The sequence below is a fragment of the Flavobacterium caseinilyticum genome (assembly GCF_004349085.1).
Lineage (GTDB): Bacteria > Bacteroidota > Bacteroidia > Flavobacteriales > Flavobacteriaceae > Flavobacterium > Flavobacterium caseinilyticum.
The window spans coordinates 48440-62207 of the sequence record NZ_SMFM01000003.1 but is presented as its reverse complement, the minus strand read 5'-3'; the positions used below and the strand labels follow the sequence as shown (position 1 = coordinate 62207).

Below are 13768 nucleotides of genomic sequence, written 5' to 3'. Positions count from 1 at the left end.
AAGATTTGCAATTGGAAAATAAACCAACATCGATCACATTACAAAATTTCACCACCGAAAGTGGCGCTTTTAATGCTGCCTTAAACTTAAGTTTTCAAGTTTTTGGACCTGAATTGCATACCGCGCCAATCGTTTTGGTCAACCATGCTTTAACTGGAAATTCACAAGTTGTTGGAGAAAATGGTTGGTGGAATGATTTAATTGGTGCCAACAAAACTATAGATACTACAAAATATACAATTCTGGCTTTTAATGTTCCCGGAAATGGTTTTGATGGTTTTGTCGTTGAGAATTATTCGGATTTTAATACAAGAGACATTGCCAGAATTTTTATTGAAGGGATTCGAATTCTTGAAATTAAAAAACTATATTCTATTATTGGCGGTTCTGTTGGTGGAGGAATTGCTTGGGAAATGGTTGCATTGGAACCAAAAATCACGCAACATTTAATTCCTATTGCAACCGATTGGAAATCGACAGATTGGTTAATTGCCAATTGCTTTTTGCAGGAGCAAATTCTCAGAAATTCTTCGAAACCTATTGAAGATGCTCGAACTCATGCTATGTTGTGTTATCGAACTCCAGAGTCTTTTACTGCCAAATTTCAGCGAACGACCAATGAAGAATTGGCTGTTTTTAATGTAGAAAGTTGGTTGCTGCATCATGGTGAAAAATTACAGAAACGGTTTCAAATTTCGTCGTACAAAATGATGAATCAATTGTTGAAAACGATAGATATTACCAGGAAGAGCGCTTCATTTGAAGAAATAACCTCAAAAATTGAAGCTGAGATTCATATTATCGGAATCAATTCAGACTTGTTTTTTACGGCAAATGAAAACAAAGCAACCTACGAGGAATTAAAAAAATATAAAAATAAGGTCAGCTATCAAGAAATTGTTTCGATACACGGACATGACGCTTTTTTGATAGAATACAAACAATTACACAATTTGCTTCAGGATATATTCTAAGCCAAAAAACACACACAATGAAAATATTAAAATTTGGAGGTAAATCTTTATCGAATGGCGACGGAATAAATAAGGTTGTCGCGATTATAACCGATAAAGTAAATCAAGGAGAGGAAATTGCCATTGTGGTTTCGGCACGAGGAAATGCTACGGATGAACTGGAGGAGATTTTAAAAATTGCGGCTACTAACAAAGATTATAAAACGCTTTTTGAGGATTTTAAGAAATACCAACAAGACGATTATCAAAACGTGGATTTATCTGAGGAATTCAATGTTTTGGAAAAATTATTTGAAGGCGTTAGTTTAATAGGCGATTACAGCAACAAAATAAAAGACCAAATTTTATCAAAAGGGGAATTGCTTTCGGCAAAATTATTGACGGCAATCTTGATTGAAAACGGAATAAATGCCCGTTTTGCAGATACTCGGGAATTGATTAAAACCGATTCAAAATTTGGTGATGCACAACCTTTGGAACAAATTTCGAAGAAAAATGTAATCAATTATTTCAAACATAATAGTGGAACAACAGTTAATATTATCACTGGTTTCATTGGTTCGAATAACAATAATGACACCACTACTTTAGGAAGAAACGGCAGTAATTATACTGCTTCCTTAATTGCCAATTACCTAAATGCGGACGAATTACAAAATTATACCCACGTAGACGGGATTTATACAGCAAATCCGGATTTAGTGCTTGATGCGAAGAAAATTGATCATTTGTCATTTAATGAAGCCAATGAAATAGCCAATTTTGGTGCGACGATTCTTCATGCCAAAACTATTATTCCTTTATTGGAAAAAAATATTCCACTTCGAATTTTGAATACCTTCAACCACGAAAATAAAGGAACATTAATTACTTCTAATTCTAATAAGGAAGGCATTAAAACACTTTCGGTACTTGAAAATGTGTCTTTAGTGAATCTGGAAGGAAGAGGATTACTAGGTAAAACTGGTGTTGATGCCAGAATTTTCAGAGTGATGGGCGACAATGATATTAGTGTAAGTATTATTTCACAAGGTTCGTCAGAAAGAGGAATTGGTTTAGTCGTAGCTGCTGATAAAGCGACAAAAGCCATGATTGAATTGGAAAAAGAATTCGAAAAGGATTTTTATTCAAAAGATGTGAATAAAATCACGGTAACCGATAATGTTTCTGTAATTTCTATTATTGGTCAGGATTTGAGTACGTTTCACAAGCCTTATACGGCCTTGATAAAAAATAAAATTGTCCCGATTCTTTTCAATAATACGGTTACGGGTAAAAATGTGAGTTTGGTGGTGAAAAAATCGCAGCTGAACAAAGCCTTAAACGTGATTCACGGAGAGATTTTTGGAGTTTCAAAGAAAATCAACATTGCTATTTTCGGGCATGGTTTAGTGGGCGGAACGTTGATTAACCAAATATTGGAATCAGCATCAACCATCGAAAAAAGAAAAGACATCAAACTGAATGTTTTTGCGATTGCCAATTCCAGTAATGTCCTTTTAAATAAAAATGGCGTTACTCCAAATTGGAAAAATGAAATTCAAAACAATGGATTCTCTTATACTATTGATGATGTAATTGCCTACGCAAATGAGCATCATTTGGAGAATTTGATCGCGATTGATAACACTGCAAGTGCTACATTTGTTGAAAATTACATTCCACTTGCAGAAAGCAGTTTTGATTTGATTTCATCCAATAAAGTAGCCAATACGCTTAGTTATAGTTTTTATAAAAAATTACGAAAAGTTTTGGCGGATAATCAAAAGAGTTATCTTTATGAAACGAATGTTGGAGCGGGATTGCCGTTGATTGATACGATTAAATTATTGCACCTTTCTGGTGAAAACATTACCAAGATTAAAGGTGTTTTCTCAGGAACATTGAGTTATTTGTTCAATAATTTTTCTGGAAAAGACGCTTCGTTCAGCGAAATATTGAAAGAAGCAATTGAAAATGGATATACTGAGCCGGATCCAAGAGAGGACTTGTGCGGGAATGATGTTGGTCGAAAATTATTGATTTTAGCAAGAGAATTGGACTTGCAAAATGAGTTTGAAGAAATTGAGATTCAAAATTTAATTCCAGAACATTTACGTGAAGGAGATGTTTCTGATTTCTTGAATAAATTGACGGAGTTTGATCCAGTTTATGCTAAAATAAAAGCCGACCAGAAACCAAATCACGTGCTGCGATACATAGGCGAATTGTCAGGCGATTTGCAAAATGACAAAGGAAATCTGGAAGTGAAACTTGTTTCCGTGCCATCAGATACAGCGCTGGGCGGATTGAAGGGTTCTGATTCTTTCTTCGAAATTTACACAGAATCTTATGGCGACAGACCAATCGTGATTCAAGGTGCAGGCGCAGGATCAGCAGTTACCGCGAGAGGAGTTTTTGGAGATATTTTAAGGTTGTCGGATAAAGGGTAAAAATATTGTTCAGTGATCAGTAAGAAAAAGCAATTGATATGAATGTCATTTTTATTATAATTGGAATGAATGTGTCAATTCTGTTTTTGTTTGACAAAAGTAAATTAGATAATAAAGAATGGTTTTTTAAACTATTAATTTTGAATGTAATATTGTTTTTAATTGCTTCAATAAGTGTGTTGATTGGTTTTGGAAAAAACACTGCTATTAATTCATTATTTGTACCAATGATTGCACAGCTTGTCTATTATGTTTTAAGCAAATTATTTTACCTAATATATAAAAGAAACAGTGTTGATACTTACTGGACAATGGATAAGTCTTTATTTATAGATGGTTGGTTCAATAGTATGTTCTGGCTTATTTCAATATTACTTTTTCTATTCGTGTTGTAATAAAATATAAATTAAAAAAAAGGGACTGCCTCCAGTCTTGGCTTCCTTCCCTTCGGGGAGGGTTGGGGAGGGGAATAATATGAAAATAACATTAAACAGAGTAAACGACAATTTCCATTTCGAATTAAAAAATGAAAGAGGACATATAGTTAACGTTGATAGCCGACCAGAATTTGGAGGAAATGATATGGGCGCAAGTCCAATGGAATTAGTATTGATGGGTGTTGCGGGTTGTAGTGCCATTGATATGATTTCAATTTTGAAAAAACAACGTCAGGAAATCACCTCTTTCAAAGCTGAAGTAGAAGGAGAACGTGTACAAGTTGGAGAAGCGAAACCATTCAAGGATATTCACATTGTGTTTTATTTGGAAGGGCCAATAAACGAAGAAAAAGCAGCTAGAGCGGCTCAACTTTCTTTCGAAAAATACTGTTCGGTTTCTAAAACATTAGAGCCAACAGCAACTATATATTACAAAGTAGTTTTGAATAATAAACCATTGTAGTTTAAGCAAAGTGATTGAATTCAATATTCAAACAACTTTAAACCTTAAACTTAAAACTAAAAAAGAATGAACGATCAAGAATTTGGTTTTGAAACCCAAGCCATACGCAACCAATTAGAAAGAACACAATATTTAGAGCACTCAGTGCCATTGTACTTAACTTCCAGTTTTGTATTTGAAGATGCCGAAGACATGCGTGCTTCTTTTGCCGAAGAAAAAGACAGGAATATTTACAGCCGTTATAGTAACCCAAACACCAACGAATTTGTTGATAAAGTTTGTGCTATGGAAGGTGCTGCAGCTGGTTTTGCCTTTGCATCCGGAATGGCTGCGGTATATTCAACCTTGGCAGCTTTATTGAAATCTGGAGATCATATCGTTTCTTCTAGTAGTGTTTTTGGAGCCACACATTCTTTATTTATTAATTATTTTCCAAAATGGAATATTGAAACTTCGTATTTTGATATTAACAAGCCGGAAACCATTGAAGGTTTGATTACTGCTGATACTAAGATTCTTTTTGCAGAATCACCTACCAATCCAGCTGTTGATATTATCGATTTGGAACTTTTAGGAGCAATTGCCAAAAAACACAATTTGATTTTGGTCATTGACAACTGCTTTGCAACGCCTTACTTGCAACAACCTATAAAATGGGGTGCACATTTAGTGGTGCATTCTGCGACAAAATTAATGGACGGGCAAGGGAGAGTTTTAGGCGGAATAACAGTTGGTGAAGCAGATTTGATTCAGAAAATCTATTTGTTTTCCCGACTTACAGGACCTTCTTTATCACCTTTTAATGCTTGGGTGTTGTCAAAAAGCCTTGAAACATTAGCGATTCGTTTAGACAGACATTGCGAAAATGCCTTGAAAGTAGCGGAGTTTTTAGAGCAGCATCCTAATGTTAATAAGGTGAAATATCCATTCTTGAAATCGCATCCGCAATATGAAATTGCTCAAAAGCAAATGAAGTTGGGCGGAAACATTGTAGCTTTTGAAATCAAAGGTGGTCTTGAAGCCGGAAGAAACTTTTTGGATAAAATAAGACTGTGTTCTTTATCACCAAATTTAGGAGATACCAGAACAATTGTTACGCATCCAGCATCAACAACGCACAGTAAATTATCTGTTGATGAACGTTTGGCAGTTAGTATTACCGATGGTTTAGTGCGTGTTTCAGTAGGATTGGAAACCGTAAAAGATGTAATTGCTGATTTGGAGCAGGCTTTGTCTTGATGATTTTTGATTTGGGATTAACGATTTTGTTTCGAAGTTTCGGGAGCAGATTTCCAATCTAATAACAATCGTTAATCTCCTTTCACCATCTTTCATTCAAAAAGTATATTTTTGTTGTTGTAAAAAGGGTATGATTGTTCTGATTTTTAAACTATCAAAAATTAGCAATCGTTAATCTTCAATCAAACGTCAATTATGCTGTCTAAAAAAACAAAATACGGAATAAAAGCACTTACTTTTTTGGCACGCCAAAAAGATAATTCTCCTGTTCAAATAGCGGAGATAGCCAAGAGCGAGACTATTTCCATCAAGTTTTTAGAAAGTATTTTATTATTACTGCGCCATTCCGGTTTTTTGGGTGCTAAAAAAGGAAAAGGCGGTGGCTATTATTTGATAAAAGATCCCAAAGACATTAATATGGCCCATGTGTATCGCATTCTTGAAGGGCCAATTGCATTACTTCCTTGTGCCAGCCATAATTTTTATGAGCCTTGTTTGGACTGTTCTAATGAAGCTACTTGCGCGGTTCGTAAACTGATGATTGAAGTGCGCGATAATACCCTGAAAATTTTAGAAAGTAACACCTTGGCAGACATTGCATTTTAAAGAATAAATCACAAAATAAATTTTGTAGTTAACTTAAAAGTTTTATTTTTGCACAATAATCTACTATTCCGATGGGGTAATGTATTTTAGTATTAAAACAGTTGAATTTTTAAGCATGAGCAAAGAATTGAAAACCATTACTATCAATGAAAAATCGGAAACGACCTTTAAAGAACGCTTATGGGTTGTTATTCCCGTTGTTTTATTGGTAGGATTAATTTCTACATTGGTATATAATCATCATACTGAATTTTCTTGGGATGGTTTTATAGCGGGATTTAATCAGGAATTTTTAATCTTTTTCTGTATCGGTGTTTTTGCGCAATTAGTAGATGGAACCTTAGGAATGGGGTATGGAGCAACTTCTACTTCATTTTTATTGGCGTATGGAATTCCTCCGGCAATCAGCAGTACAGGTGTTCATGTTGCTGAAATGTTTACGACAGGAGCTTCTGCGATTTCTCATCATCGTTTTGGGAATATCAATAAAAAATTAGTAAGACATTTGTTGATTCCGGGTGTTTTAGGATCTATTGCAGGGGCTTATTTACTCTCGGATGTGATTGATGGAGATGCGATAAAGCCTTATATAGCAGTTTATATGATTGCGCTGGCAATTATAATTATCAGAAAAGCAATGCAGAAAAATATCATTAAAAAGAAAACTAAAAAATTAGGGGTTTTAGCTTCTTTTGGAGGTTTTATGGATGCTGTTGGCGGTGGTGGATGGGGGCCAATAGTGACTTCAACTTTACTTGGGAACGGCAGAAATCCAAGATATACTATCGGTTCTGTAAATGCAGCGGAGTTTGCTGTAGCTTTTGCAAGTGGTGTAACTTTCATGCTTTTTGGAGGAATACAAGGATGGCAAGTGATTATAGGGTTGATTTTGGGTGGTGTGATTGCTGCTCCAATTGCCGCAATTTTAGTCAATAGAATAAAGAGAAAGCCTATGATGATTTTGGTAGGCGTTTTAATTATTATTTTGAGTTTAAAAACGCTGTTTAAATTATTATAAAGAGAAACGAAATTATGAGCATCGCGATAACAAATACTTTATTAGAAAAAACAAAGGATTTTTCAATTGAAGAAACTTTGACTTTTTTGGCTGATGAATTTAAAGGCAAAGTAGTTTTTTCTACTTCTTTTGGCCAGGAAGATCAAGTAATTACGGCTTTAATTGGAAAAAATAATTTACCAATTACCATTTTTACTTTGGATACGGGAAGATTGTTTCAAGAGACGTATGATGTTTTTCATAAGACCTTGAAAAAATATCAAATCGATATTAAAACTTATTTCCCGGAAACAAGTGCGGTTGAAGAGTTATTAAATCAAAAAGGCCCAAATAGTTTTTATGAATCAGTGGAGAATAGAAAAGAATGTTGTTTCATTCGAAAAGTAGCACCGTTGACTAAAGCTTTGAAAGGAAATTCGATTTGGATTACCGGTTTAAGAGCAGAGCAATCCGAAAACAGAAATGATTTAGACCTTTTTGAATACGATGAAAAATTCGATATAATAAAATTTAATCCATTGTTAAAATGGACATTAGAAGAGGTTCAGGAATATTTAGACGATAACAATGTACCACAAAATGCATTACACAAACAAGGTTTCGTTAGTATAGGTTGCGCACCTTGTACCAGAGCAATTGTCCCTGGAGAAGATATCCGAGCAGGCAGATGGTGGTGGGAATCTAGTCACAAGGAATGCGGTTTACACCAGAAATAGATAACAGAGGTTAGAATAAAGAGAAAAGAAAAAATAATAATAGTTAAGAGATTTTAGATGAGGTTTCAACAACCTTAAACTTTAAACTTTAAACTTTTAAACTAATAATAATGAGTACCATATTAAAAACAAACGCATTAGAAAGCGAAGCGATATACATATTTAGAGAAGTAATTTCTCAATTTGACAAGCCGGTTTTACTTTTTTCTGGTGGGAAAGATTCGATTACATTGGTGCGTTTAGCACAAAAAGCATTTTTCCCTGCTAAAATCCCTTTTCCATTGTTGCATGTTGATACAGGACATAACTTTCCAGAAACTATTGCTTTCAGAGATAAATTGGTTGCTGAATTAGGATTAGAACTAATCGTTCGTAATGTTCAGGATGCTATTGACGAAGGTAAGGTAGTAGAAGAATCAGGTAAATACTCCAGCAGAAACAGTTTGCAAACAACTACACTTTTGGATGCAATCGAAGAATTTAAATTTGATGCTTGTATTGGTGGTGCGCGTCGCGATGAAGAAAAAGCAAGAGCTAAAGAACGTATTTTCTCTGTTCGTGATGATTTTGGTCAATGGGATGAGAAAAACCAACGTCCTGAATTATTCGATATTTTAAACGGAAAAATTGAAAATGGTCAAAACGTTCGTGTTTTCCCAATTTCGAACTGGACAGAGCTTGATGTTTGGAGTTATATTGAGCAAGAGCAAATAGAAATTCCATCGATTTATTTTTCACACAAACGTAAAGTATTCTTGAGAGACGGTATGATTTGGTCACATTCTCCTTTTGTATACCAAGAAGAAGATGAAGAAATTGAAGAAAGAATTGTTCGTTTTAGAACCGTTGGCGATATGAGTTGTACTGCAGCTGTTGATTCTTACGCAGCAACCATTCAGGAAGTTGTAGGCGAAATCAGATCTTCGACTATTTCAGAAAGAGGAGCCAGAATTGATGACAAACGATCTGAAGCCGCGATGGAGAAAAGAAAACAACAAGGGTATTTTTAGAAAATAATTATAAGTTATGAATTATGAATTATGAATTGTTCTGAGACATTTAAAATTTAAAATTCAACATTTAAAATAAAAAAATCAAATTTAGAAGTTTGTAGAAGGTATTTAGGAAACCTTAAACTTTTAAACTTTAAACAAAATTCAGATGGAAGTTTTAAAAATAGCAACAGCAGGAAGTGTAGATGATGGAAAGAGTACCTTAATCGGGAGGTTATTATACGATACAAAATCATTGACTACAGATAAGATTGAAGCAATAGAAAAAAGCAGCAAGCAAAAAGGATACGATTATTTAGATTTTTCTTTGGCTACCGATGGTTTGGTTGCTGAGAGAGAACAAGGAATTACAATTGATGTGGCGCATATTTATTTTTCGACAGCAAAGAAAAGTTACATTATTGCCGATACTCCGGGTCACGTAGAATATACACGTAACATGGTTACGGGCGCTTCGACTTCACAAGTTTCTATCATTTTGATTGATGCTCGTAAAGGAGTTATTGAGCAAACGTACCGTCACTTTTTTATCAATAATTTATTGAGAGTAAAAGAGGTGATTGTTGCGGTAAACAAAATGGATTTGGTTGATTATTCTGAAGAAGTTTACAACAAAATCAAAGCTGATTTTCAAGCGCTGAACAGCAAAAGTTCATTCAAAGAGCAAAACGTAAGTTATATTCCTTTGAGTGCTATCAATGGAGGAAATGTTGCTGATAAATCAGAGAATATGCCCTGGTACACTGGACAAACGGTTTTGGAACATTTAGAAGCGTTAGAGCCAGAAGATGTTTTTGAAACAGGAAAAGTACGTTTCCCGGTTCAAACAGTTATCCGACCAAAAACGGAAGAGTATCATGATTTTAGAGGATACGCCGGAAAATTATACGGGAACAATATCAAAGTTGGCGATGCAGTAACGGTTCTTCCTTCATTGACAGAGTCTAAAGTGACTAATATTCACTTTTTTGATCAGCAATTTGATGAAGCGACTGCAGGTTCTTCGATTACTTTGGAACTGGAAAATGATATCAATGTGACAAGAGGAGACATGATTGTAAAATCGAATGAGTTGCCTAAAATTGAAAAAGACATCAATACAACGATTTGTTGGATGGACAGCAAAAAGTTAGTTCCAGGGGCTAAATATTTGGTACAACACAATACCAACAGGGTTTTGGCAAAAATTGAAAGCGTGAAAAACGTAATCGCTACAGATTATTCTGGAGTTACACCAGCGACTCAATTGGCTATAAATGAAATAGGCGAAGTAAATATTAAATTGAGCAAAGCTTTGTATTTTGATGCCTACAATGACAACAAATCAAACGGCGCTTTTATTTTAATTGATGCTGCAACCAACACAACTGCTGGAGTTGGATTTATAAACTAAATTTAACTTTTGCCAAAAACAACACACAGATGGAAAGTTTTAGAACCGAAATAGAAGACCCGATTGTCCAAAAAGACATTATCGATTTAGAAAGAAAAATTGCTTTATTCCGTGATGGAAAAATTGATGATGAGCGTTTCCGCAGCCTTCGTTTGGCGAGAGGAGTTTATGGTCAACGTCAAGAAGGCGTTCAAATGATTCGTATCAAATTGCCTTTTGGTAAAGTGACCAGCGAACAACTGACTCGTATTACTAAAGTTTCTGATGAATATTCAACCGGACGTTTGCACATTACAACGCGTCAGGATATCCAGATTCACTATGTAAGTTTGGACAGAACACCACAACTTTGGGCTGAACTGGAAAAAGATGATGTTACACTTCGTGAAGCTTGTGGAAACACGGTAAGAAATATTACGGCCAGCGAAACAGCAGGAATTGATACTGAAGAACTTTTTGATGTGTCGCCTTATGCGCACGCTATGTTTCAGTTTTTCTTGAGAAATCCAGTTTGTCAGGAAATGGGACGTAAATTCAAAATTTCATTTTCTTCTTCGGATAAAGATACGGCCTTGAGTTATTTACATGATTTAGGATTTATTCCAAGAATTGTAAATGGCGAAAGAGGATTTAAAGTAATGTTAGGTGGAGGATTAGGTTCTCAGCCGCATCACGCCGAATTATTGTCAGAGTTTATTCCCGTAAACCAAATTATACCAACAACCGAAGGTGTTTTGAGAATTTTTGATCGCTATGGCGAAAGAGCGAAACGTTTGAAAGCGCGTATGAAATTCCTAATCAAAGATATTGGTAGAGATAAATTTTTGAAATTGGTTGATGAAGAGAAAAAAGCGTTGTCTAACCAAACAGTTGAAATAGATACAACAGCTTTTGATGCTGAAATTCCAGCACCTTTATTAGAAGCTCCAAAAGTAGTAATCGAAGATACAGCAGCTTTCGAAGCTTGGAAAAAATCAAATGTAATTGCGCAAAAACAAGCGGGTTATGTAGCTATTGGAATCAAAGTTTTATTAGGCGATTTTTATACAGATAAAGCGAGAGCTTTGGCAGAATTAATTAAAAATTATGCGGCGAATGAATTGCGTTTTACATTGAGACAAGACATATTAATTCGTCACGTAAAAGAAGAGAATTTACCTTTTTTCTATCAAGAATTAGCCAAGTTAGATTTTGTGGCTCAGGGTTACAATACCATTTCGGATATTACGGCTTGTCCGGGAACAGATACGTGTAATTTAGGAATTGCAAGCAGCACCGGAATCGCAGTAGAACTGGAAAGAGTTTTAGAAACAGAATATCCTCAATACAGCAACAATCAGGAAATCACAATTAAAATTAGTGGTTGTATGAATGCTTGTGGACAACACAATATGGCCGAAATTGGTTTCCAAGGAATGTCAATCAATTCAGGGAAATTAGTGGCGCCAGCACTTCAAGTGTTATTAGGCGGAGGAAATTTAGGAAATGGAAACGGAAGATTTTCTGATAAAGTAATCAAAATTCCAAGTAGAAGAGGACCTGATGCATTACGTTTCATCTTAAATGATTTTGAAGCAAACGGAAACGGACAATCATTTTTGAATTATTATGATGCCAAAGGGGAAAAATATTTCTATGAATTTTTGAAACCATTAGCTGATTTGACTAATCTTACCGAAGCTGATTTTGTAGATTGGGGCAATGCTGATAACTACGTAAAAGCAGTTGGAGTAGGAGAATGCGCTGGTGTTGTTATTGATTTAGTGGCTACCTTATTATTGGAAGCTAAAGACAAATTAACTTTCGCACAAGAAGCTTTTGACGATACAAAATGGGCTGATGCAATTTATTTGGCATACGCAGGATTTGTAAATGGAGCCAAAGCATTATTATTGGCTGAAAACCAAAAAACAAATCACCAAGCTGGAATTATCGATTTGTTTGATACGGTTTTCATAGCAACAAACATCATTCAATTGAAGTCAACATTAAGAGATTTAGTATACCAAATCAATCAGAATGAACCTTCTGCTGAATTTGCACAAAATTACATTCAAGATGCAAGTGCCTTTTTTGAAGCAATTGAATCGTACAGAGAAAAAGACTTAGCCGATGCTTAAAAAGATACAACCAATAGTAACGCTAGTGGGTGCGGGTCCAGGTGATCCGGATTTACTGACAATCAAAGGGGCAAAGGCACTGGCTGAGGCCAATGTGGTTTTGTATGACGCTTTGGCAAACGAAGAAATTTTAAGTTATGCTCCTAAAAAAGCAATTAAAATATTCGTTGGAAAAAGAAAAGGCTGTCATGAATACACGCAAGACCAAATCAACCAATTAATTGTAGATAATGCGCTTACCTACGGACATGTGGTTCGGTTAAAAGGTGGTGATCCATTTATTTTTGGTCGTGGGGGTGAGGAAATAGACTTTGTAGAAAGTTTTGGGATACCTACATTTGTAGTGCCTGGAATTTCATCGTCGATTGCCGTTCCCGCTTATCAAGGGATTTCATTGACCAAAAGAGGTGTTTCGGAAAGTTTTTGGGTAATTACGGGTACAACGTCTGACAGAAAATTGTCAAATGATGTGGCTTTAGCAGCGCAATCATCGGCAACAGTTGTGATTTTGATGGGGATGAGCAAACTGTCTCAGATTATTGATTTGTTCCAAAAAGAATCTAAAGGCGAAACTCCAGTTGCGATTATTCAAAACGGAACTACTGCTCAGGAGAAAATTGGTGTTGGAACAATTAATACAATTCAACAAGTTGTGACGGAGCATAAATTAAGTTCACCTGCCATAATTGTCATTGGAGAAGTAGTAAAAGAAAGTAATAAATTGAAAGGATTTTACGAAGAATTCATATCAAAAGAAATAAAGTAGCATTGGAAAGGAACGAATTATATCCTATTTTTTTAAAATTACACAACCTCAACGTACTTATTGTGGGTGGCGGAAATGTGGGTTTAGAAAAGTTATCTTTCATGTTGAAATCGAGTCCAAACGCTAATGTTGAGGTGGTGGCACCAAGGTTTTTACCAGAATTGGAAAGCCTCGCTGCAAAACATCCTTCGGTACAATTGACTTATAGAAAATTCAATCGATGGATGCTTCGCAAACGTCACATGGTTATTGCCTGCACCGATGATTTGAAAGTGAATAAAAGGATTTATGATTTATCCAGAAAAAGATATTTGATTTGCAATATTGCAGACACACCGCCACTATGTGATTATTATTTAGGCGGAATTGTAACCAAAGGAAATGTGAAGATTGCGATTTCCACAAACGGTAAATCACCAACAACTGCCAAAAGATTACGGGAGTTTTTTGAAGAAATAATCCCGGACGATATTAATAAAATGGTCGAAAACTTAAATGAATATCGCAAAACACTAAAAGGGAATTTCGAAGAAAAAGTTCAAAAAATGAACGAAATCACCGAAGCATTAAAAAATAAAGAATAAAAGCATC

The 13768-nt window shown here is 35.2% G+C and carries 13 protein-coding genes; all 13 read left to right on the top strand.

The features are described from left to right. Positions 1–11 precede the first annotated feature (11 nt). The 13 genes from E0F89_RS08715 (at position 12) to E0F89_RS08655 (ending at position 13761) form a co-directional block, all read left to right on the top strand. Positions 12–974: an alpha/beta fold hydrolase gene (locus tag E0F89_RS08715; RefSeq protein WP_243699503.1), complete on the top strand. Its 963-nt coding sequence runs from the start codon at positions 12–14 to the stop codon at positions 972–974. Positions 975–991: 17 nt separating this feature from the next. Further along, entirely contained in the window at positions 992–3406 is a 2415-nt protein-coding gene (thrA, locus tag E0F89_RS08710) for a bifunctional aspartate kinase/homoserine dehydrogenase I (protein ID WP_131909421.1), read from the top strand. Positions 3407–3444: 38 nt separating this feature from the next. Then, positions 3445–3801: a hypothetical protein gene (locus E0F89_RS08705; RefSeq protein WP_131909420.1), complete on the top strand. Its 357-nt coding sequence runs from the start codon at positions 3445–3447 to the stop codon at positions 3799–3801. A 79-nt stretch (positions 3802–3880) separates the two neighbouring features. Further along, positions 3881–4306 carry an OsmC family protein gene (locus tag E0F89_RS08700; RefSeq protein WP_131909419.1) on the top strand — a complete coding sequence of 142 codons (426 nt, stop codon included), beginning with the start codon at positions 3881–3883 and terminating at the stop codon, positions 4304–4306. 66 nt (positions 4307–4372) lie between these two features. Next, complete coding sequence (locus tag E0F89_RS08695; RefSeq protein ID WP_131909418.1) at positions 4373–5545, top strand: trans-sulfuration enzyme family protein; 1173 nt, start codon at positions 4373–4375, stop codon at positions 5543–5545. Between the two features lie 195 nt (positions 5546–5740). Then, positions 5741–6151: an RrF2 family transcriptional regulator gene (locus E0F89_RS08690; protein WP_091173234.1), complete on the top strand. Its 411-nt coding sequence runs from the start codon at positions 5741–5743 to the stop codon at positions 6149–6151. 115 nt (positions 6152–6266) lie between these two features. Continuing rightward, positions 6267–7169: a sulfite exporter TauE/SafE family protein gene (locus E0F89_RS08685; protein WP_131909417.1), complete on the top strand. Its 903-nt coding sequence runs from the start codon at positions 6267–6269 to the stop codon at positions 7167–7169. Positions 7170–7183: 14 nt separating this feature from the next. Next, positions 7184–7885 (top strand): phosphoadenylyl-sulfate reductase, encoded by a 702-nt coding sequence (locus E0F89_RS08680; protein ID WP_131909416.1) that lies wholly within the window; start codon positions 7184–7186, stop codon positions 7883–7885. Positions 7886–7995: 110 nt separating this feature from the next. Then, the gene (gene cysD / locus E0F89_RS08675; RefSeq protein ID WP_113637736.1) at positions 7996–8895 is read left to right on the top strand and encodes a sulfate adenylyltransferase subunit CysD; all 900 of its coding nucleotides are present in this window, start codon (positions 7996–7998) and stop codon (positions 8893–8895) included. Between the two features lie 151 nt (positions 8896–9046). Continuing rightward, complete coding sequence (locus E0F89_RS08670; protein ID WP_131909415.1) at positions 9047–10291, top strand: sulfate adenylyltransferase subunit 1; 1245 nt, start codon at positions 9047–9049, stop codon at positions 10289–10291. A gap of 29 nt (positions 10292–10320) precedes the next feature. After that, a complete protein-coding gene (locus E0F89_RS08665; RefSeq protein ID WP_131909414.1) occupies positions 10321–12411 on the top strand; it encodes a nitrite/sulfite reductase in 2091 nt (696 codons plus the stop codon). Then, complete coding sequence (gene cobA / locus E0F89_RS08660; RefSeq protein ID WP_131909413.1) at positions 12404–13177, top strand: uroporphyrinogen-III C-methyltransferase; 774 nt, start codon at positions 12404–12406, stop codon at positions 13175–13177. The genes E0F89_RS08665 and cobA overlap by 8 nt, the downstream gene beginning before the upstream one ends. Positions 13178–13179: 2 nt before the next feature. Further along, positions 13180–13761 carry a precorrin-2 dehydrogenase/sirohydrochlorin ferrochelatase family protein gene (locus E0F89_RS08655; protein ID WP_131909412.1) on the top strand — a complete coding sequence of 194 codons (582 nt, stop codon included), beginning with the start codon at positions 13180–13182 and terminating at the stop codon, positions 13759–13761. Positions 13762–13768 lie beyond the last annotated feature (7 nt).